At 46.9% G+C, this 21,490-nt stretch carries 20 protein-coding genes and 1 other RNA gene; 9 read left to right on the plus strand and 12 right to left on the minus strand.

Features of this window, described 5'->3' with window-relative positions; genetic code table 11:
* Nucleotides 1-58 precede the first annotated feature (58 nt).
* The 3 genes from HGP28_RS08065 to HGP28_RS08075 are packed head-to-tail and all read right to left on the minus strand — an operon-like array spanning nt 59 to nt 3,059.
* The gene (locus HGP28_RS08065) at nt 59-1,270 is read right to left on the minus strand and encodes an FAD-dependent 2-octaprenylphenol hydroxylase (protein WP_168835995.1); all 1,212 of its coding nucleotides are present in this window, start codon (nt 1,268-1,270) and stop codon (nt 59-61) included.
* Between the two features lie 11 nt (nt 1,271-1,281).
* Entirely contained in the window at nt 1,282-2,466 is a 1,185-nt protein-coding gene (ubiH, locus tag HGP28_RS08070; protein ID WP_168835949.1) for a 2-octaprenyl-6-methoxyphenyl hydroxylase, read from the minus strand.
* Between the two features lie 17 nt (nt 2,467-2,483).
* Nucleotides 2,484-3,059 carry a YecA/YgfB family protein gene (locus HGP28_RS08075; RefSeq protein ID WP_168835950.1) on the minus strand — a complete coding sequence of 192 codons (576 nt, stop codon included), beginning with the start codon at nt 3,057-3,059 and terminating at the stop codon, nt 2,484-2,486.
* Between the two features lie 309 nt (nt 3,060-3,368).
* Here HGP28_RS08075 and zapA point away from each other — a divergent pair, with 309 nt between their 5' ends.
* The 5 genes from zapA to serA all read left to right on the plus strand — a co-directional run bounded on the left by zapA (nt 3,369) and on the right by serA (nt 6,804).
* On the plus strand, nt 3,369-3,677 hold the full coding sequence (gene zapA / locus HGP28_RS08080) for a cell division protein ZapA (protein ID WP_168835951.1): 309 nt from the start codon (nt 3,369-3,371) through the stop codon (nt 3,675-3,677).
* A gap of 36 nt (nt 3,678-3,713) precedes the next feature.
* Nucleotides 3,714-3,898: non-coding RNA, 6S RNA (gene ssrS, locus HGP28_RS08085), on the plus strand.
* A gap of 2 nt (nt 3,899-3,900) precedes the next feature.
* Nucleotides 3,901-4,509 (plus strand): 5-formyltetrahydrofolate cyclo-ligase, encoded by a 609-nt coding sequence (locus HGP28_RS08090; protein WP_168835952.1) that lies wholly within the window; start codon nt 3,901-3,903, stop codon nt 4,507-4,509.
* A 102-nt stretch (nt 4,510-4,611) separates the two neighbouring features.
* Nucleotides 4,612-5,268, plus strand: a complete 657-nt coding sequence (rpiA, locus tag HGP28_RS08095; protein ID WP_168835953.1) for a ribose-5-phosphate isomerase RpiA — start codon at nt 4,612-4,614, stop codon at nt 5,266-5,268.
* A 306-nt stretch (nt 5,269-5,574) separates the two neighbouring features.
* On the plus strand, nt 5,575-6,804 hold the full coding sequence (gene serA / locus HGP28_RS08100) for a phosphoglycerate dehydrogenase (protein ID WP_168835954.1): 1,230 nt from the start codon (nt 5,575-5,577) through the stop codon (nt 6,802-6,804).
* Nucleotides 6,805-6,913: 109 nt separating this feature from the next.
* Here serA and HGP28_RS08105 read toward each other — a convergent pair whose 3' ends face one another.
* From HGP28_RS08105 to HGP28_RS08120, 4 genes are all read right to left on the minus strand, one after another.
* Nucleotides 6,914-7,225 (minus strand): hypothetical protein, encoded by a 312-nt coding sequence (locus HGP28_RS08105; protein WP_168835955.1) that lies wholly within the window; start codon nt 7,223-7,225, stop codon nt 6,914-6,916.
* 268 nt (nt 7,226-7,493) lie between these two features.
* Entirely contained in the window at nt 7,494-8,033 is a 540-nt protein-coding gene (locus tag HGP28_RS08110) for a porin family protein (RefSeq protein WP_168835956.1), read from the minus strand.
* 332 nt (nt 8,034-8,365) lie between these two features.
* The gene (locus tag HGP28_RS08115; protein ID WP_168835957.1) at nt 8,366-9,058 is read right to left on the minus strand and encodes an oxidative stress defense protein; all 693 of its coding nucleotides are present in this window, start codon (nt 9,056-9,058) and stop codon (nt 8,366-8,368) included.
* 111 nt (nt 9,059-9,169) lie between these two features.
* Complete coding sequence (locus tag HGP28_RS08120) at nt 9,170-10,066, minus strand: LysR family transcriptional regulator ArgP (protein ID WP_168835958.1); 897 nt, start codon at nt 10,064-10,066, stop codon at nt 9,170-9,172.
* A 230-nt stretch (nt 10,067-10,296) separates the two neighbouring features.
* On the opposite strand from HGP28_RS08120, the gene HGP28_RS08125 reads away from it, so the two are divergent.
* The gene (locus HGP28_RS08125) at nt 10,297-10,917 is read left to right on the plus strand and encodes a LysE family transporter (RefSeq protein WP_168835959.1); all 621 of its coding nucleotides are present in this window, start codon (nt 10,297-10,299) and stop codon (nt 10,915-10,917) included.
* Nucleotides 10,918-10,986: 69 nt separating this feature from the next.
* On the opposite strand, the gene HGP28_RS08130 is transcribed toward HGP28_RS08125, so the two are convergent.
* From HGP28_RS08130 to tkt, 5 genes are all read right to left on the minus strand, one after another.
* Nucleotides 10,987-11,835: a mechanosensitive ion channel domain-containing protein gene (locus HGP28_RS08130; protein ID WP_168835996.1), complete on the minus strand. Its 849-nt coding sequence runs from the start codon at nt 11,833-11,835 to the stop codon at nt 10,987-10,989.
* A 211-nt stretch (nt 11,836-12,046) separates the two neighbouring features.
* The gene (gene fbaA / locus HGP28_RS08135) at nt 12,047-13,123 is read right to left on the minus strand and encodes a class II fructose-bisphosphate aldolase (RefSeq protein WP_168835960.1); all 1,077 of its coding nucleotides are present in this window, start codon (nt 13,121-13,123) and stop codon (nt 12,047-12,049) included.
* A gap of 150 nt (nt 13,124-13,273) precedes the next feature.
* The gene (locus tag HGP28_RS08140) at nt 13,274-14,437 is read right to left on the minus strand and encodes a phosphoglycerate kinase (RefSeq protein WP_168835961.1); all 1,164 of its coding nucleotides are present in this window, start codon (nt 14,435-14,437) and stop codon (nt 13,274-13,276) included.
* 158 nt (nt 14,438-14,595) lie between these two features.
* Nucleotides 14,596-15,621 carry an erythrose-4-phosphate dehydrogenase gene (gene epd, locus HGP28_RS08145; protein WP_168835962.1) on the minus strand — a complete coding sequence of 342 codons (1,026 nt, stop codon included), beginning with the start codon at nt 15,619-15,621 and terminating at the stop codon, nt 14,596-14,598.
* A 176-nt stretch (nt 15,622-15,797) separates the two neighbouring features.
* The gene (tkt, locus tag HGP28_RS08150; protein ID WP_168835963.1) at nt 15,798-17,792 is read right to left on the minus strand and encodes a transketolase; all 1,995 of its coding nucleotides are present in this window, start codon (nt 17,790-17,792) and stop codon (nt 15,798-15,800) included.
* Nucleotides 17,793-18,424: 632 nt separating this feature from the next.
* Here tkt and metK point away from each other — a divergent pair.
* The 3 genes from metK (at nt 18,425) to HGP28_RS08165 (ending at nt 21,435) form a co-directional block, all read left to right on the plus strand.
* The gene (metK, locus tag HGP28_RS08155; protein ID WP_168835964.1) at nt 18,425-19,576 is read left to right on the plus strand and encodes a methionine adenosyltransferase; all 1,152 of its coding nucleotides are present in this window, start codon (nt 18,425-18,427) and stop codon (nt 19,574-19,576) included.
* 331 nt (nt 19,577-19,907) lie between these two features.
* Nucleotides 19,908-20,711, plus strand: coding sequence for a DUF2189 domain-containing protein (locus HGP28_RS08160; protein WP_168835965.1), 804 nt, complete (start codon nt 19,908-19,910; stop codon nt 20,709-20,711).
* 133 nt (nt 20,712-20,844) lie between these two features.
* Nucleotides 20,845-21,435, plus strand: coding sequence for a SprT family zinc-dependent metalloprotease (locus HGP28_RS08165; RefSeq protein ID WP_168835966.1), 591 nt, complete (start codon nt 20,845-20,847; stop codon nt 21,433-21,435).
* Nucleotides 21,436-21,490 lie beyond the last annotated feature (55 nt).

Genomic DNA, 21,490 nt, shown 5'->3' on the forward strand with positions numbered 1-21,490 from the left:
AGAATACCAAAGCATACCGCACCTTGACTTCAGCGGCCGTTGCGGCCGCCGGCAGCATTTAATCCACTTTTGCCAGCGATGGCAACTCCCCTTTTAAACCTAACGCATGGCGCATAGCTTCTTCTTTTAACCCAGGCACAACATTGGAAAATGTCATCCCCAAACCACGGGCCAATTTCTTCACCGGATTATCACCGTCAAAGAGATCGCGAAACGCTTGCATCGACGCAATCAATTTCATCGCTTCTGCCTTACGCCAGCGTTCATAACCGCGCAAATGACGCTGACTGCCAATATCATGCCCAGCATTCCACAGTGCAATCACCTCTTGCGCCAAACTCGCGGCATCCATTAAACCTAGGTTTACGCCTTGCCCTGCAAGCGGGTGAATCGTATGCGCCGCATCGCCTACCAAGGCGACTCGTTCACGAACGAAGTCACGCGCATAACGCATCTTAAGTGGCACAGTTTGTCGCTCACTCACCACCTCACAAAGCCCCAAACGCATATCAAATGCGGCGCTAAGTGCTTTATTGAAAGCAACATCTGGCATGGTGAGCAGTGCATGTGCATCGGTCGGATCAATCGACCAAACAATCGAACACTGATTTGCGTCACTCAAAGGCAAGAACGCCAGAGGGCCGTCTGGCGTAAACGTTTGACGCGCCACCTGCTGATGGGCCATTTGCGTTTGGACGGTAGCGACCAAGGCGTGGTGGCCATAATCCCAATGCGTGAGAGGAATCGATTGAGTTTGACGCACCCAGGAATTGGCGCCATCGGCTCCGACAACCAATTTTGCGGTCACCACCTGACCATTATCGAGAGATAACCAGGCTTCTCGCTCGCCAATAGCCAGCGACTGACAGCGTTGTGGCATGAACAAAGTGACATTTTCTTGCTGCGAAACCAGATCGAGCAACGCCAATTGAATGACACGATTTTCAACAATATGACCAAGATTTGGTTGATTCAGTGAAAGAGCGTCAAAATCTATATGGGCAAAACTGTCTCGCTCCCAAACGTCCATTGCCATAAAAGGGGCGGCGCGGCGCGCTTCGATACCGGGCCACGCGCCCAAACGTCGTAGCAAAGTTTCACTGGCGCGATTGAGCGCAGACACTCGAATGTCGGGGATCTCTCCTAGCGCGCTATCGACTGTATGGCTTTCGATAATCGCAATGCGTAATTCGCTCTCTTTGAGCGCCGCGGCAAGCGCGAGCCCTACCATACCGCCACCCACGATGGCAACGTCAACACTTTGCATCATATTGCTATTGATCACCTTTGTACTCCTAGGGTTCGTCGCAGTAGTGGCGCTTTAAACGCCGAGACATTATCCATCATCGCTAATCCCAGATTACGCCCAAGTCGCAAAGGAAGCCAATCATTGGAAAATAGATGCACCATGGACGCGGTGAGTGTCATGATTGCTGTTCTATCTGGCTCACGACGCTGGCGATAACGACTCAGCATTCGATATTCGCCAACATCCGCGCCCTGTTGCCAGTTTGCTACAATGATTTCAACCAAATCAGCCACATCGCGCAGTGCTAAATTAAAACCTTGCCCCGCAATGGGATGCAACGCTTGTGCGGCATTGCCCACCACCACCGCGCGGTGGGTGATGATGCGCTCTCGATAGCGCAGTGCTAACGGGTAACTGGCACGAGTACCGACTGATGCCAATCGCCCCAAGCGCCAACCAAACTCAGCTTGCAGCGCGTTCTGAAAATCGACATCAGAACTGTTAAGCAATGTTTGGGCTCGTTCAGTGGATAGACACCAAACCAATGACATTCTTTGGTCACTCATCGGCAATAGCGCCAAAGGGCCGGCTGCAGTAAAACGCTCAAAGGCTTGGCCACAGTGCGGCTGGCTCAGTCCAATATTAGCGATAACGGCCGTCTGCTCAAAAGAGTGTGTGGTGAGTGACAGCCCCAGCTGCTGCGCGCAAAAAGAGTCGGCACCATCTGCTGCCACCAGCAAGCGCGTTTCAATCTCAACGCCGTCATCCAGCAAAACTTGCACGCTCGACGCTTGTTGGGTCAATTGCTTGACGGTATTGGGACAAAAGAGAGTAATCGATGATTCACGTTCAAGCATCGCGTGCAACTGCGCGCCGACTGGCTCCAATTCCACCACGTAACCGAGTGCGGATAGCCCTTGCTCCTTTGCGTCAATCTCAGTCATTCCAGCATGATGCTGATCGGACACATGAATGCGACGCAAAGGCTCAGCCAATGCAGAAAGTGAAGCCCAAACCCCGAGCGATGCTAATGTTTGAGCTGTACCATGCGCTAATGCGATAGAGCGACTGTCAAATCCTGGGTGAGTGTTGGGCTGTGCCACATGGGATTCCACCAAGGCTATCGACATCGCCCCTTGCGTTAAATGAGCCAGTCCCAGAGCCAAACAAGCCCCGGTCATACCACCACCGACGACGAGCACGTCGAACCGCATCATCTGCGAGCTCCTCAACTCTAGTGGACTGTTGGCGCTTGAGTTGGTTCCGGCTTGGCACCAAATTCAGCGTGAATGATCAGCACGCAAGCTTTTACATGCTCAATGACCTGCTCCAATAGCTCGCTTTGCTCTTCCAACGAGTCATCCTCATCAATACCCAACTTGGCAATTTCTTCAAGATCGTTAAGTGCTTCACGAGACTCTTGAGACATCGACGTTAAGTCAGCGCCAATCAACCCAAGACCAGAAATAAAGTGGTTAACCCACTCTGCAAGATTATCTGCTAATGCAAACAGTCCTTCAATACTGTCATCTGAAGGCAAAAGTAAAGACAGCGTCATATCACCAGAGGTTAATTCCGCGGTGGCAGCACTTAAGACACGCTGCGCCTGTGCCAATGCAGAAGCCGGCCAGCCCATGCCATCATTGGTGTAATCAAACAGCAATGGCTGCCAACTTAAATCATGCAAATTTAAGCCACCACTGAGCATTCCTATGAGTAAACCTTGCAGCTCAGAAGGCGTTACGGCAAGCGCCGCGTTTTTTAACTCAGTTTCCAATAGCGAATAGTTAGGCAGTCGGTTTTCACTCATGATTAGCAGCTCACACTCTATTAATGTTTCCAGTTAATGGCTCAAGATAACCAAAGGTCACCACCATAAAACTCGAATAAAATCATTCAATCCCGCCATGCTACCATTTTCCCCGAATCGGAAAAACGCTCATCACTGCGATATTGCGCAGCATTTGGCCAAAATGAGCAAAAGCTGGGTGATTGCTTAGTCATTTGCAAAGAGAGCTTTGCGAAAAGCTTGAATCTTGAGAACGCTTTACCTATAGTTCCTCCTCGGTAGGCAAAGAATGCTTACCCTCAATGGCGCGTTTGAAGAGTTTATTCCATCATGAGCAACCAAGCGGTAGATGTTGAAATTTTAGGTAAGATGACTCGGGTTAATTGCCCTGCAGGTCAAGAGTCATCGCTGTTGGTTGCAGCAGAGGATCTCAATCGCCGATTGAAAGAGATGGCCGAACGTACTAAGGTAACGAATGAGGTTCAACTGCTCACTTTTGCTGCCTTAAACGTCTGTTATGAATTGAATAATCAATCTCAACAACGCTCGGGAGAAGAGCAAGCTGTCATCGAACGCCTTGAAAAACTGACTGCATCGCTTGAACAAGCGCTGGTGAACATTTCGCCAACAGAACGTTAAACGCAGTCATTTTCTCATTGTTTGTTCAAAACCAAATTTACCCTGGGGTGTGCGTCAGCAGGATTTACGTCCCTGAGCCGATAAGCAACACTAAAGGGTTGGTATTCGTTGACTATTGAGCAAGCTCGGCCTGGACCGAGAAGCCTACGGTTGACCTTATTGACCCGCCTTGAACCAGCTGGTTCAAGGGCTAAAATCCTCAACGGCACTCTGGGGTTCCTTCATGCCAACTCGTCATGCACTTCGCAAACAGATGCGCCAGCGGCGCCAATCATTGAGCCCGCGGCAGCAGCGAGAAGCCAGCCACCAGCTGGTTGAACGCTTTACCACGTTAGCGCACTATGAGCGCAGTGAGCACATTGCCCTCTATCTCACCAACGATGGTGAACTCGATACTCACCCCTTAATCGAAACGCTCTGGCAACACAATAAATCTGTCTACTTACCGGTTTTGCACCCGTTTGCCAAAGGCCATTTGCTGTTTTTGCGATACCAGCCTGATACCCCAATGACCATCAATCGCTATGGCATTCTTGAACCCCAACTTCGGGTTGATTTGGTGCAGCCAGTGCGCGAGCTCGACCTCATCGGCACGCCACTGGTGGCCTTTGATGCGAAGGGACAACGCCTTGGTATGGGTGGGGGCTATTACGACCGAACACTTGCGATGACTTTTTCCTCGTCTCAACCCGATGCGCTGAGTGCAAGCGGCCCCATCACGATGGGTCTTGCTCACGACTGCCAAGAAGTCTCACAACTGCCCGTAGAAAGTTGGGATGTACCGTTATCAAAAATTGTTACCCCAACGCGCATTATCACCGGTGACAAGTAGATGTGAGATCGCTTGGGTATCAAGCTCACTTGAGTATATAATCGCGGCATGTATACCCCTATCCGTTCCGTGATAAGGATTTTTCCAGTGCAGGAGATGAGCATGACTCAAGATGAAATGAAAAAAGCAGCCGGTTGGGCGGCACTTAAATACGTCGAAAAAGGAAGTATTGTTGGTGTAGGAACAGGCTCGACCGTGAATCACTTCATCGACGCGCTGGGAACCATGAAAGACGAAATCAAAGGGGCAGTCTCCTCATCTATTGCTTCAACCGAGCGTTTGCAAGCTCTGGGAATTGAAGTCTTTGACTGTAATGATGTGTTTAAACTCGATATCTACGTTGATGGTGCAGATGAAATTAACGCACAACGCGACATGATCAAAGGTGGCGGCGCAGCATTGACCCGTGAAAAAATCGTCGCGGCCATTTCAGACAAGTTCATCTGTATTGTCGACGACACCAAAGCGGTAGATGTGCTTGGTCAATTCCCACTCCCTGTTGAAGTGATCCCAATGGCACGTTCTTATATCGCGCGTGAGTTAGTCAAACTGGGCGGTGATCCTGTCTACCGTGAAGGTGTTATCACCGATAACGGTAATGTGATCCTTGATGTTCATAATATGCAAATCACCGATCCAAAAGCGCTTGAAGACAAAATTAACGCGCTACCAGGCGTGGTGACCGTTGGCCTATTCGCACATCGTGGCGCCGATGTCGTGATCACAGGCACACCTGAAGGAGCCAAAATAAGCGAATAAGCACGCTGTTTTGATCCGATAACAACAAAAGCGAGGTGATTATACCTCGCTTTTTGATTACCTCGTCTTCCCCCTCCTAACGTTTGATCATAACCGTCTAGAATTCTGAATATTATTTGGTAATTTTCTTACCCAAATCGGCGATTTTTTGTTACTTTATTGCTCAGTAGACGCACAAGGGAAACGTTTGCTTTTTAGGGTCTCTTTCTCTCTAGCTAGCTTGAGTGAAATTATGACCTGCGCCCTCGCAAACGTCCGTTCTGCGCGCCACATTTTGCCCCTTTCCATTTTTTAAGGACGAGAACAATGGCCAGAGTTTCACTGGAAAAAGACAAGATCAAGATCCTACTGCTTGAGGGTCTGCACCCTTCATCCGTTGAAGTGCTGCAAGCAGAAGGTTACAGCAATATTGAATACCACAAAGGCTCATTAAGTGATGCTGAGCTACTTGACGCGATCAAAGACGCGCATTTTGTCGGCATTCGTTCTCGAACTAATCTGACACAAGAAGTGATCGATGCGGCGAAAAAGCTGGTGGCTATCGGCTGTTTCTGCATTGGTACTAACCAGGTTGATTTAAACGCGGCAGCAGCGCGAGGAATTCCCGTCTTTAACGCACCATTTTCTAACACACGCAGCGTGGCTGAATTGGTACTAGGCCAAATTTTGTTACTGTTACGTGGCATTCCAGAGAAAAACGCTCTGGCGCACCGTGGTATTTGGAAAAAAAGCGCCGATCACTCATACGAAGCACGCGGCAAACGCCTTGGCATCATCGGTTACGGCCACATTGGTACTCAGCTAGGGATCATTGCTGAAAACTTAGGTATGCGTGTCTATTTCTACGATATCGAAAACAAGCTATCGCTTGGCAATGCGACACAAGTTGCGACCATGAGCGAGCTACTTAACAAATGTGATGTGATCTCACTTCACGTACCAGAAACACCAGATACCAAGAACATGATGGGCAGTGATGAATTTGCCCGCATGAAACCAGGAGCCATCTTCATCAATGCGGCGCGTGGCACTGTTGTTGATATTGAGGCTTTATGCCATTCACTGGAATCTGGCCACATCGCTGGCGCCGCTGTCGATGTGTTCCCTACCGAGCCAGCAACTAACGCCGAGCCATTTGAATCACCACTGCAAAAGTACGACAACGTGATCTTAACGCCACACGTTGGCGGCTCCACTCAAGAAGCGCAAGAAAACATCGGTCTTGAGGTTGCGGGTAAACTGGCCAAATATTCAGATAACGGTTCAACGCTTTCGAGTGTTAACTTCCCAGAGGTATCACTACCTCAGCATCGTGAGTGCTCTCGTCTTCTGCACATTCACAAGAACCGTCCGGGCATCCTAACGCAAATCAACACCATTTTTGCAGAGGAAGGGATCAACATCGCCGGTCAACACCTACAAACGTCTGCCGATCTCGGTTACGTTGTGATTGATGTAGAAACAGAGCGTTCAGAAGAAGCCTTAGTTAAGCTCAAAGAAATTGAAGGCACCATTCGCGCGCGAATTCTGCACTAAGTTTTAATCGCAATAAAAGGGCTCGGTGATTTAACCTGATGCCATTTTACTAAAAAATCCGATATTGCCTTGTTAATATCGGATTTTTTATATCTTTTATCCCTAAATTTTATAAATGCACTTTAAATGTATCATTCAAAAAGGCGAGTTCATCATCAGACAAAAGCGAGGTTGCTTTTTGAATAGCAGATTCTTTTATCTTTAACTCGATACGCTGAGATAGTGCCATTAATTCTTCAGTCGACATTTCTGATAATTTCAATTCTAAAAAAGAATCTGCCTCTCTCTCAAAATCATCTTTCAACTCAAATAATTCACCTGACTTTTGGGGATGAACTTCTGACATATATGGAACTGAATTTAGAAGGCCTCCCAACTCTTTTGGAGGTAACGATGCAATGGCCTCAATAAGATCGCTCATAAACACAACACACTATATATGCAACAAGTTAATTATATATGCTTTTTTAAGAACCATTTAACTATTTCACTTCCATTGAAAAATAATGTCAAAAGCGGTCTTTATGATTGGCAAGATGTTGAGCCATCTAGAACATTCCATAACATCATTTAGAACGCGTGTACCGACAGTTTAAGGCGGATTGACAGTATGAGTCACACCTGTTGATTTAAAACCTAAAACGCCCAATGAAGGGCGTTTTTTCAATATTTATCTGTCGTGTCCAAACTTAAAAATGGTATCGAAGCCCTATCGTTACCCCTTGGATCTCCGCATCAAAACCATTAAAGCCAGCTTCGCGGTAACGATAGCCAAGGGAGAAATCGAACGCGTCCAGCATCACACCCATTTCCACGCCCAATTGATATGAAAATTCTGTGTCTGAATCCGACAGGCCGCTGATGTGCCCCTCCCCTTTTAACCCACCAATACCCAAAATCAGTGCGCTGTATAAGATATTATCCGCATCGGTAAATTTTGGTCTTGCATTAACATAAAACGCCTGACCATCAACACTCACCCCAGGGGCAAATTCCGCTTTACCAAAATACTGATATTCGACCTCGAGTCCCAAATCGATATTAGGGTGCACATCAAACTCATAACCAGCATAAAGGCCCGCGCCAACATCGTTATTTTCATCGATGTCGATACTACCTGCGTCAAGTGTGGTGTTATGACCTAGCAATACGTTTGCTCCAACGTAAGGATGCTCGCTTTCAGCTGAAACACTTGCACTTAAAAGCGCTAAAAAGATCCATTTTTTCAAAGTAATACCTCATAAATTGAAACAAGTACCACATTGTGCATTTGGATGCGTTTCATTCCTATGCGCTAGAACAATATTTGACCGATCACCATTGTGAAGGAGGCAGATCTTCTCAATAACACTAACATGAGGTCGCGTTACTATAGTCGGATAAGTAAAGAAACGAATGAACGAGTAAAAATGATTAGAAAAAGAAACACTGCCACGCAGAGCTCGAGTCTGACTTAGATAAGCTCAGAGCAAAATGGCCCTGCTTGAACCCCAAAACGCCTTTAGTAGGCGTTTTGGGGTATTCTAACTGATTGAGGGTTACTAATGATTTTCAATGAAACCTAATCAATTTTATAGATCACTTGAACCTGATCTGCGATGACAATAGCTGCATCCTGATAACCGGCATTTTCTTGTTTCGCGTTCAGCATCGCACCACGCATCAGTACTGGTGGTTGAGTCGGTGATTGATACTCAATTTGCCAAATTTTTCCTAATTTTCGTTCAAACCCTTTTGCTAAAGCGGCCGCTTTGGTTTTGGCATCAAGAATGGCGGCGTCGCGTGCTTGAGCTTGGTATTTGGCCTCATCACGCACTTTCAGCGTAATATTATCGACTTGATTCACTCCCGCGTTCAGCGCTAAATCTAATAAATTATTTAAGTTAGCTAACTGATTCACCGTCACATCAATTGAGCGAGAGGCGCGATATCCGGTCAACTTTGGCTGACCCTCTTTCGGGTATTGATACTGAGGTGCAAGAGATAAGTTAGAACTTGCAATATCACTTTGACTCACGCCAGCTTTCTCTAACTTAGCGATAAAGTCACTGACCACATCATCCACCGCCGATTTGGCCGCTTCTGCGCTGTCCTCCATTTTGCTCACCTGAACGCTAAACGTCGCCATATCCGGTTTTGCGGTTACTTGCCCAAAACCTGTCGTCATCAAATGCGCAAATTCCGGTTGAAAAGCGATTGCCGATGTCCCCACCAGCGCCAAAGATAACACCACACCTTGAATAAACTGTCGCATAACGTGTCCTACCCTTATGAATATTGTATCAATAATAGGCGAAAACCCTCAGCGAGCAACGTCGCCTTCTCAGCTTATTGGCTTTTTTGACACAATCTTAACCAAAACCCATTATTGGGGCAGGTGCTCACGCGCATACTCAATAATTGCCGTAGAAATCTGCTGAAGCACACCAGTTTCAAGTTGCCAGTGATGCCAATAAATTCGATAAGTCACTAAAAATCCAGGGAGAATATCCACAAGATCGCCTTGCTCTAATTCGCGCTGAATTTGCAACTTTGGGATCAAGCAATACGCGATTCCCGATGTCGCCAGGCGCACAAATGCCTCAGAATTGCTGACGTGATGATTGACCACACTCTCTCGAGCCAGATTAAAATGCTCTTGTAAAAACGTTTTATGCATATCGTCATATTTATCGTATGAAACCGAAGGCGCTTGCTGCAATGCGCTTTGGTCCACGCCATCAGAAAAATAACGTTGGATAAACTCAGGACTTGCCACACAAACATAATCCATTCGACCAAGATAATCCGCTCGGCAACCGGTGATAGGTTGCGACTCAAGGCTAATTGCGCCCGCCACTTCGCCGCTTTTGAGTTTTTCGATACTGCGCTTTTCACCATAAATAGACAAATTCAATTCAACATGACGATGCTTCATCACCTCTGTTAATGCTGGGATCAGCCAAGTTGCCAAACTATCTGCGTTGGTTGCAAGTGCCAATTGAACCGCGCGTTGTTCATCACTATTGAGTAGCTCTGGCAAGAGCTCTTGCTCAAGCACCGTCACTCGTTGGTATAGCGCAAGCAATTTTTTTCCGACCGGCGTCGGCTTTGGCGGTTGGGCGCGAATCACGACAGGTTGCGCGAGAAACTTCTCCAGCTGTTTGATCCGTTGTGATACCGCCGACTGCGATATAAATAACTGCTCAGCGGCACGCTCAAAGCTGCCCTGTTCAATCACACTGTGCAGCGCTTCAATGCCTTTGTAATCTAACCCACGCATCACTTTTCCCTTAACTAAAAGCCAATCACAAACCACATAAGAAAAACTGATAATAAATTAATATTATTAATTTTATTAAAGATAACATAAAGCGTACGCTTCAGCGATGCAGTTAAACTTGCGCCAAAAAAAGAGTGCGCAGCCTTGATAACATAACGCAGCGAGCCGTCATTGCCGTTGCGACCGCGTTACGTATTCAAGTATGAATCGAGAATGAAGTAGGTGATATTGTGAGTTTTTGGGTTTTATTACAGGGGTTTGGTCTTGGCGCGACAATGATTATTCCCATCGGCGCGCAAAACGCGTATGTACTCAATCAAGGTATTAAGCGCCAGCATCACCTGACCACAGCGACCATATGTTCTTTGCTCGACACTTTATTTATCTCGCTAGGTATTTTTGGTGGTGGCGCATTTTTGTCTCAAAATGAAACGCTATTAACCTTGGTGACTTTGGGAGGCATTGCCTTTTTGCTCTTTTATGGCGCGCTGTCATTAAAAAGCGCGTTTCGTTCCGCGCAAAGCCGCGAAGATTCTCAAGCGGTATTGGCTCGCGGCAGACGCACTGTCATTTTAGGCGCTCTGGCTGTCACGCTACTTAACCCCCACTTGTATCTCGATACTGTGGTGATTTTAGGCTCGATTGGTGGTCAATTTGAAGGTGACGATCGAATTGCTTTTGCTCTAGGCACCATCATGGCGTCGTTCTGCTGGTTCTATGCGCTATCAATGGGCGCCGCAAAATTGGGCCCAACCCTGTCCAAGCCACGGGTAAAACAGGGCATTGATATTGGCGTCGCACTAATGATGTTTACCATTGCCGCGATGCTAGCAAAAGGACTCATGGCATAATAATTCACTGATTTAAAATAGAAAAAGCGAGTATTACCTCGCTTTTTCTGTTTTACACGTCGCTTGTAATTAAGCGTTTGCTGCTGAATCTACTTTATTCAGATGCACATCCATTTGCGGGAATGGGATCTCAATACCATTTTCATCCAGCGCTTCTTTAATCGCTTGCATCGCATCAAGGTAAACATCCCAATAATCGACGGTGCGACACCATGGACGCACAACCAAATTCACCGAGGAATCGGCCAGCGCTAAAACGCCAATTTGAATGTCAGGATCTTTCAAGATACGGCTGTCTTTTTCCAAAGTTTCACGGATCACTCGCTTGGTGAGCTGCAAGTCGGACTTATAGGACACACCAATCATCAAATCAATACGACGCGTATCATGGCGTGAATAGTTGGTAATGGGTCCGCCGATAATCGCCGAGTTTGGTACCACAACCATTTTATTATCCGGTGTTTTTAATACGGTTTGGAAAATTTGAATTCCTTCAACCGAACCGGCAACGCCAGAAACCTCGACATAATCCCCCGATTTAAATGGACGAAACGCCACAATCAGCACACCTGCGGCAAAGTTTGACAATGAGCCTTGCAGCGCCAAACCAATCGCTAAACCTGCAGCACCAATCACCGCCACAACCGATGCGGTTTGAACACCGATGCGACTTAGCGCAGCAATTAAAACAATCACGAGCAGTGTATAGCGTACTAAGCCATGCAGAAATTCGACAACAGCCGGATCCATCTTCTTACGGTGAAGCACTTTGGCAACACTGCCTGCAACCCCTTTGACCACCAAATTACCGACAAATAGGATCAGCAGCGCAGACACGATGTTTACCCCGTATTGCACCAAAAGATCGCTATTGTTTGAAAGCCAAAGAGTAAGCTCTTTTATCGTCCAAGTTTCCAGACCCGTCTCTGTTACTTGTGTGGTTGATTCGGTCACGTTTTCATCCTCTTCATGTTAAATGTGCCGCTTTAGCGCAAAAGATACTTAATCTTAGCTTTTTTACAACAGCAACTGAGTAGATTTGCAAACAAAGACGCTCTTATCACTCGCGCTAAAAACAAAAAAACCCGCTCAAAAGAGCGGGTTAATCTCGTTACATTAAGCTAGCAGCTTATAGTACGTCGATTGCGTTAAGATCTGCGAAAGCTTTCTCAAGGCGTGCAACCATAGACTCTTGACCTGCACGTAGCCATACGCGTGGATCGTAGTATTTCTTGTTAGGCGCAGCTTCACCCGTTGGGTTACCGATTTGACCTTGTAGGTAATCGTGGTTCTTCGCTTCGTATTGACGGATACCGTCCCAAGTTGCCCACTGAGTATCAGTATCGATGTTCATTTTGATAACACCGTAAGAGATAGACTCTTTGATTTCAGCTTCAGAAGAGCCAGAACCGCCGTGGAATACGAAGTTTAGCGCATTTGGAGCGATACCAAATTTCTCTGCACAGTATGCTTGAGAGTCGCGTAGGATAGTTGGAGTAAGAACAACGTTACCCGCTTGGTAAACACCGTGTACGTTACCGAAAGAAGCCGCGATAGTGAAACGGTGGCTGATTGGGCTTAGTTTCTCGTATGCGTAAGCAACGTCTTCTGGAGAAGTGTATAGCTCAGACTGATCCATATCAGAGTTGTCTACGCCGTCTTCTTCGCCGCCAGTACAACCTAGTTCAAACTCTAGAGTCATACCCATTTTTTCCATGCGAGTTAGGTACTTAGCACAGATTTCAATGTTCTCTTCTAGTGACTCTTCAGAAAGGTCAATCATGTGAGAAGAGAATAGAGGCTTACCAGTTTGAGCGAAGAACTCTTCGCCAGCATCTAGTAGACCGTCGATCCAAGGAAGCAGTTTCATTGCTGCGTGGTCAGTGTGAAGAATCACTGGCACACCGTAAGATTCTGCTACTGCGTGAACGTACTTAGCACCCGCTACTGCGCCAAGGATTTGCGCTTCTTGACCTTCAAGTTTTAGACCTTTACCACAGAAGAATGCCGCACCGCCGTTAGAGAACTGAACAACTACTGGCGCTTTTGCTTTTGCCGCAGCTTCTAGAACACCGTTGATAGAATCAGTGTTTACTACGTTTACCGCAGGTAGAGCAAAGTTATTTTCTTTTGCTACTTCAAATACTTTTTGTACGTCGTCACCAGAGATAACGCCTGGTTTTACGAAGTCGAAGATCTTAGACATGGATAGAGTCCTATTTATCTGTCGTTTAAAATGAAAACTTGGGAAGTTTAAAGTCTGTAAACGTTTGCTAACAGGTCTGTGATTCTAACAAAAATCGTCGCCTGATGCAGCAAACAAGAAAGCGGGGATTATACCCCCGCTTTCAATAAATTATGCTTTTGCGCGTGCTTCTAGCATTTCAACTGCTGGAAGAACTTTACCTTCAACGAACTCAAGGAAAGCACCACCGCCAGTAGAGATGTAAGAGACATCTGCTTTGATACCGAATTTGTCGATAGCAGCGAGTGTGTCACCACCACCTGCAACAGAGAATGCTGGAGACTTAGCGATCGCTTCAGAAATACCTTTGGTACCCGCTTCGAAGTTTTTGAATTCGAATACGCCAACTGGGCCATTCCAAAGAATGGTTTTTGCGTTTGCGATGATGTCAGCTAGAACCGCAGTTGAATCAGGACCTAGGTCAAAAATCATGTCGTCGTCTTGAACGTCAGCAACGTTTTTGATTTCCGCTTCTGCGTTTTCATCAAATGCTTTTGCACAAGCAACGTCAGTCGCAACAGGAATTGCACACTCTTTCATCAATTTTTGCGCAGTTTCAATTAGGTCAGCTTCGTATAGAGACTTACCAACGTTGTGGCCTTCAGCTGCGATGAACGTGTTTGCGATACCGCCACCAACAACCAATTGGTCTGCGATTTTAGATAGTGACTCAAGTACAGTCAGTTTAGTCGAAACTTTAGAACCACCAACGATAGCCACTAGAGGACGCTCTGGGTTGCTCATTGCTTTACCAAGTGCTTCTAGCTCAGCCGCAAGTAGAGGACCTGCACACGCCACGTCTGCAAACATACCAACGCCGTGAGTTGACGCTTGCGCGCGGTGCGCAGTACCGAATGCGTCCATTACGAATACGTCACAAAGCGCAGCGTATTTCTTAGATAGCGCTTCGTCGTTTTTCTTCTCGCCTTTGTTGAAGCGAACGTTTTCAAGAACAACTAGCTCACCTGCGTTTAGCTCTAGGCCATCTAGGTAATCTTTCGCCAGTTTCACTTCGCAATCTAGTGCGTCGTTTAGGTAGTTTACTACTGGTTGTAGAGAGAACTCTTCAGCGTATTCACCTTCAGTTGGACGACCTAGGTGAGATGTCACCATAACTTTCGCGCCAGCTTCTAGGCATAGTTTGATAGTTGGAAGAGATGCGATGATACGTGCATCTGAAGTTACTTTACCGTCTTTTACTGGCACATTTAGGTCAGCACGGATGAATACACGTTTACCTGCTAGATCCAGGTCAGTCATCTTGATTACAGACATGATTTGTCCTCTCAATATTATTCAAAGTTTTTGAAAAGCCCAGCACCCTGCCAAGCTTAGAAATTAAAATCGATATGCTCACGAGCTGCGCGCGATTTAAACTCACTTACGTAGTATTTAATCAGCAAAAGCAGCGTAGTAACCCAGCAAGCCCACTGCTATCGTGCATGATGCATCGCTATGGCAGTATCTAGCATTCGATTAGCAAAACCCCACTCGTTATCACACCAAACCAGCATTTTGACCAGATGGCCATTGCTCACGCGAGTTTGGGTTCCGTCGACGATCGCGCTGTGCGGATCATGATTAAAGTCGATGGAAACAAGCGGCGCCTCAGTATAGTCAACGATGCCCTGTAATGTACACCGAGAAGCGTTAATAATGGTTTGATTTACGTCATTAACTTTCACATTTGCATGAATTGTGACACTGAGATCCATCGCGGTCACATTTACCGTGGGCACGCGCACCGAAATCGCCTCAAATTTGTTGGAAAATTTCGGAAATATTCGTTCAATTCCTTTATGCAGCTTTGTATCGACGGGAATAATGGACTGGCTGGCCGCGCGGGTACGACGTAAGTCAGTATGATACGCATCAATCACTTGCTGATCATTCATCGACGAATGGATCGTGGTTATGGTACCCGACTCAATGCCAAAGGCGTCATCCAATGCTTTTATGATCGGAACAATACAATTGGTGGTGCATGAACCACTCGATACAACGTGATGTTCAGCGGTAAGCGTTTCATGATTAACGCCATAAATAATGGTGTTATCTAAATCATTTGCACCAGGGTGAGAGAACAGTACCTTCTTCGCCCCAGCGGCAATGTGCGCTTGTCCATCGGCTTGAGAACCAAAGACTCCGGTGCAATCAAGGACCATATCCACCTCAAGATTACGCCAAGGCAATAAATCGATACTTTCTGAGTGCAATATTCGAATGGTATCGAATTGACCATCAGGATGATGAATGTAGAGATGCTCTTGGTCGTGACTGACTTTCTTTGCAAAACGCCCATGACTGGTGTCGTATTGCAGCAAATGTGCCATTGCCTCTGGTTGAGCTAATTCGTTGACTGCAACGACTTCTATTTGATCGTGTTTGCCGCTTTCATAAATGGCACGCAGAACATTGCGACCAATACGACCAAATCCATTGATTGCCACTTTTAGCATTTATTTGCTTCCCGCTAAATTCGTTGCTCGCATCTTAACTGATAGCGCCGTACTCAAACAACTTGGAGTTACCCGTCTGTGCTAAACCACTTGCCGTGGCGGCTCAAACAAAAAATATCGACATAAAAAAACCGAGCGTGAAGCTCGGTTTTTGAAGATAAACTTGCTAAATCGATTTACGCCAGCAGTTCTTTCGCGGTGTTTACAGCATTTTCGACCGTAAAGCCGAACATTTCGAACAGTTGCTCAGCGGGCGCAGATTCACCAAACGTTGTCATACCGATGATGCGGCCACCAAAGCCAACATATTTGTACCAAAAATCAGCAATACCTGCTTCAATCGCAATACGCGCGGTCACATCTGATGGCAATACAGACTCACGGTAAGCCGCATCTTGCTTATCAAACGCATCCGTCGATGGCATTGATACAACACGTACTGCTTTGCCTTCTGCTGCCAACGCTTCTGCCGCTTTCACAGCAAGTTCCACTTCAGAGCCTGTTGCAATAAAGATAAGCTCAGGTTTGCCTGCGCAATCTTTCAAGATGTAAGCACCTTTTGCAATGTCTGCCACTTGCTCCGCACTACGTGGTTGCTGAGTCAAGTTTTGACGCGAGAAAATCAGTGCTGATGGGCCATCTTTACGCTCAATCGCCAGTTTCCAAGCCACTGCAGATTCAACTTGGTCACATGGACGCCATGTGCTCATGTTTGGTGTCAAACGCAGTGACGCCATCTGCTCAACCGGTTGGTGAGTCGGGCCATCTTCGCCAAGACCAATCGAGTCGTGCGTGTACACTTGAATGTTTTGCACTTTCATCAGTGCTGCCATACGCATCGCGTTACGAGCGTACTCCATGAACATCAGGAACGTAGCACCGTAAGGTATGAAACCGCCGTGTAGCGCGATACCGTTCATAATCGCAGTCATACCAAATTCACGCACACCGTAGTGAATGTAGTTACCTGAGAAATCATCCGCCGTCAGCGATTGTGAGCCAGACCACATAGTGAGGTTAGAAGGCGCTAAGTCCGCAGAGCCGCCCATAAATTCTGGCAGCATGGCACCAAACGCTTCTAGCGCGTTTTGTGATGCTTTACGTGATGCGATGTTCGCAGGGTTAGCTTGAAGATCCGCAATAATTTGAGTTGCTTTCTCTTCCCACTGCGCAGGAAGTTCACCGTTTAGGCGACGCTTAAGCTCCGCAGCTTCTGCTGGGTAAGCCGCTGCATATGCGTCAAATTTTGCGTTCCAAGCCGCTTCTTTCTCGCTGCCAGCCGCTTTGGCATCCCACTGCTCGTAAACATCAGCTGGGATTTCAAATGGACCATAAGGCCAGCCAAGGAATTCACGTGCCGCTTTGATTTCTTCGGCACCCAGTGGCGCGCCGTGGCAATCGTGAGAGCCTGATTTGTTTGGTGAACCAAAACCGATGATGGTTTTAGTACAGATAAGCGTTGGACGAGGATCCGCTTTAGCGGCATTAATTGCCGCATTGATCGCATCAGCGTCATGGCCATCAACCGCAGGGATAACATGCCAACCGTACGCTTCAAAGCGTTTTGGCGTGTCATCTGAGAACCAGCCTTCAACATGACCGTCGATAGAGATGCCGTTGTCATCCCAAAATGCGATCAGTTTGCCAAGGCCTAAAGTACCTGCAAGCGAACACGCTTCGTGAGAGATGCCTTCCATCAAGCAGCCATCGCCCATGAACACGTAAGTAAAGTGATCAACGATATCGTGACCATCTTTGTTGAATTGCGCGGCTAACGCTTTTTCTGCCATGGCCATACCAACTGCGTTGGTAATGCCTTGGCCAAGTGGACCTGTCGTGGTTTCAACACCGGGTGCGTAACCGTATTCTGGGTGACCTGGCGTTTTAGAGTGCAATTGGCGGAAGTTTTTCAAATCGTCAATCGAAAGCTCGTAACCCGTCAGGTGAAGCAGTGAATAAATCAACATTGAACCGTGGCCGTTTGACAACACAAAACGGTCGCGATCCGCCCACTCTGGGTTCGCTGGGTTGTGATTGAGATGAGAGCGCCAAAGCACTTCGGCAATGTCAGCCATGCCCATTGGGGCGCCTGGGTGACCAGAATTCGCTTGTTGAACGCCATCCATGCTTAAGGCACGGATCGCATTCGCTAGGTGTTTACGAGAAGACATGTCTGCTCCTGAAATGGATACGCAAGTAATTAACAAAACGGTGTTGGTTTAGCGCGCAGTATTGTCTCAAAGCCCTTTTGCAACTGCAAACGTTTAGCGTGACTTTATGACGAAAAAATAATGAGTTGTTGGGAAAGTGACGTTAACTGCGTGATTTGAACATCAACTTTTCATTTTTGATTTTCTTCTAACTCACTCTACGAATATACCCAAGTGACTTCAAGATGCTGGATTCAGAGCCGGCTCACTGAGCTGAGAGCAAGGCAAACAACGCTGCAACTTCGAGTAGAAAGGGTATAAGTAACTGCACGTACTTTCGAGAATAATTCACATTTCCGCGCTCATCAAATGGCGAAATTATCACCCGAATTGGTCAGGATCACGAAAAATAGCTTGAAATCGGCCAGTTCGAAATTAAAATAGACGTCTAGATGTGAATACACCTAACCATATATACGCTTTGATGTTCACAAAACATTCAAGTGTAAGTCGGTTCTTGCCAACGCCTGTGGTTTTAAATTGGCACAATGACGAGAAACGTCACCTCAATACGCTGGTGACACGGCAATCGTCGCAATAGCAGATGCCCGTGTATTCGTATGCAACCCATTCAAGATATTATTGGAGCTCTCATGGCTAAGCACCTATTCACTTCTGAGTCAGTTTCAGAAGGTCATCCAGATAAAATCGCAGACCAAATTTCAGATGCGGTTCTTGATGCGATTTTAAAACAAGACCCGAAAGCACGCGTTGCCTGTGAGACTTACGTCAAAACTGGCATGGTGATGGTAGGTGGTGAAATCACAACATCAGCTTGGGTTGATATCGAAGAATTGACGCGTCAAACGGTTCGCGACATCGGTTATGTTCATTCAGATATGGGCTTTGATGCTGACTCTTGCGCGATTCTAAATACCATTGGTAAGCAGTCTCCAGACATTAACCAAGGTGTTGATAAAGCCGATCCAAAAGAACAAGGTGCCGGTGACCAAGGCATTATGTTCGGCTATGCCTGTAACGAAACTGACGTATTGATGCCAGCTCCCATTACATACGCGCATCGCTTGATGGAGCGCCAAGCGCTCGTACGTAAAAACGGCACCCTACCTTGGCTTCGTCCAGATGCGAAATCTCAGGTAACTTTCCAATACGACCAAGGTAAAATCGTCGGTATTGATGCTGTTGTGCTTTCAACTCAGCATTGCGACACTATCTCAACGCCAGATCTGCGTGAAGCGGTCATGGAAGAGATCATTAAGCCGGTATTGCCTTCTGAGTGGCTAAACCAAGAGACCAAATACTTCATTAACCCAACCGGTCGTTTTGTGATTGGTGGTCCTATGGGTGACTGTGGTTTGACTGGTCGTAAGATCATTGTTGATACCTACGGCGGCGCAGCGCGTCACGGCGGCGGTGCATTCTCTGGTAAAGATCCATCTAAGGTTGACCGCTCTGCCGCTTACGCTGCGCGCTATGTTGCGAAAAACATCGTGGCTGCGGGTCTTGCTGAGCGCTGTGAAATTCAATTGTCTTACGCTATCGGCGTGGCAGATCCAACCTCAATCATGGTAGAAACCTTTGGTACTGAAAAAGTCTCATCTGAGATCATTATCGAAGCCGTTCGTCAGCACTTTGATCTGCGTCCATATGGTCTGCAAGAGATGCTAAATCTACTGCAACCTATTTATCAAAAGACGGCCGCTTACGGTCACTTTGGTCGTGAAGAATTCCCATGGGAAAAAACCGACAAAGCCGCTGATATCCGCGCCTTCGCTGGCCTATAAATTCGCGTTCCAACGCTCCATTCGCCTCAGCTATGCTGGGGCGTTTTCATTTCTATCGCTCATTCGCACCTCTAACACCAGCATCATTGTACAGCGCTTGCGCCATTGCTTTATTTATCGATTAAAAGTTGTATTTTTCACTCACGCCAACAATAGTTAAAAAAATGTTAACAGCATTTTTACCCCCTATTACTTGGCTTTTGAGCATGAGCACTTACCCAAGCCGTCTAAGATGTGTGACTCACGCGAGAAGAACTCGCTTTGTCTCCCAATGCGCTTTCAAGTAGGCAGGTATAGAACGGGGTTCAAATCGGTCGCTAAAGGAGGAGCCATGCCCCGTTCCATTCAATCAAACAATTTTGAGAAAGAGAAACTACCGAAAAACGCGCCAGTTACATCGGAATACGCCCGAACCATAAAATGTCATCGCGTCGAAGCTTATGAGCCGATTAATTGGCTTATTTTGGGCTGCCGTGATTTTTTTGCAATGCCGATAATTAGTGGTTTTTACGGGCTCTGTTTTATGGCAGCTGCGGTGGCGATTGTCCTATTGATCCAATGGCAAGGGACTCATCTTGTGATCATGCCCGCCTTAATTATTTTTATGCTTATTGGCCCTTTTTTAGCATTAGGACTCTATGACGCCAGTTGGGCGTGCGAGAAAGGCCACCAGCCCAGTTTACTTCATTCAATGCGAGCGATTGGGCGCAATTCTGTCTCACAATGGGCATTCGCCGTTTTACTCGCAGTGGCAATGATGTTTTGGATGCGCATTGGCGCCTTACTTCACGCCCTTTATCCATCGGTCACAGGCGCGCCATGGCAAGACTTTCTGCCTTTTCTTTTGATTGGCTCTGCGGTGGGTATTGTATTGGCTACTATCGTGTTTGCTATCTCGGCGTTTTCCATTCCACTGATGATGGAACGCCGTGTCGATATGATGACCGCCGTATTTACCAGCGTGAATGCGGTGCGATCTAATCTATTAGCAATGGCGCTCTGGGCAGCCATTATTGGTCTTGGGGTGTTGATAGGGTTTGCTACCTTTGGCGTAGGCATGCTAATCACCATCCCCATTTTGGGTTATGGAACGTGGCACGCGTATCGAAATGTCATTTCCAGAAGACATCACTAAACCAAGTTTGCTATTCTGCGCATGAGCTGCGGCAATCATCACCACCGCAGCTCACGTGCTTCCATCGTTTTTTCACGTGGAGCCGCTTTTCATATCACTTCGTTTTCACATAACTAAAGGTAAACACGACAAAATGGCAGTATCGCTCACTTCCTTAGCTGGACGAAGCGAGAAGGAACTTAGCTCAGCGCCAACAACACCTCGCCGCACAAGCAGTAAACCAACACTTTCAACCTCATTGCAACACGCAGCGCACACGCGCTTAGAGCAGTGCCTTAACCACGCTAATCGTATGTTGAAGCGCAATTTTGCAAAGCCCGAACTTCTTTTTTCAGTGCGCGGAAAAGCCGCGGGAAAAGCGTACCTGCAATCGCAACAAATCCGTCTTAATCCGACGTTATTTGCCGAAAACCCACAAGCTTTCTTAGATGAGGTGATCCCTCATGAGTTAGCTCATCTGCTGGTTTACCAGCTATATGGCCGAGTAAAGCCCCATGGCCGCGAATGGCAAACTATCATGAAAAACGTGTTTGGCTTACCTGCGCGAACCACTCACGACTTTGCCGTTGCCTCAGTTCAAGGCAAAACTTTTGAATATCGCTGTCAGTGCCAGACATTGCCATTATCAGTACGCCGCCACAACAAAGTCCAACGTGGCGAAGCGAGCTATCACTGCCGCCGCTGCCGCGCTCAATTGCACCACACAGGCATTCAACTAAGTTAAATTCTTCTTTGAAACCTGCTTCCTAAAAATCAGATTGAATATCCCCAAACCACTT

It is taken from the genome of Vibrio agarilyticus (genome assembly GCF_012641465.1).
Taxonomy (GTDB): domain Bacteria; phylum Pseudomonadota; class Gammaproteobacteria; order Enterobacterales; family Vibrionaceae; genus Vibrio; species Vibrio agarilyticus.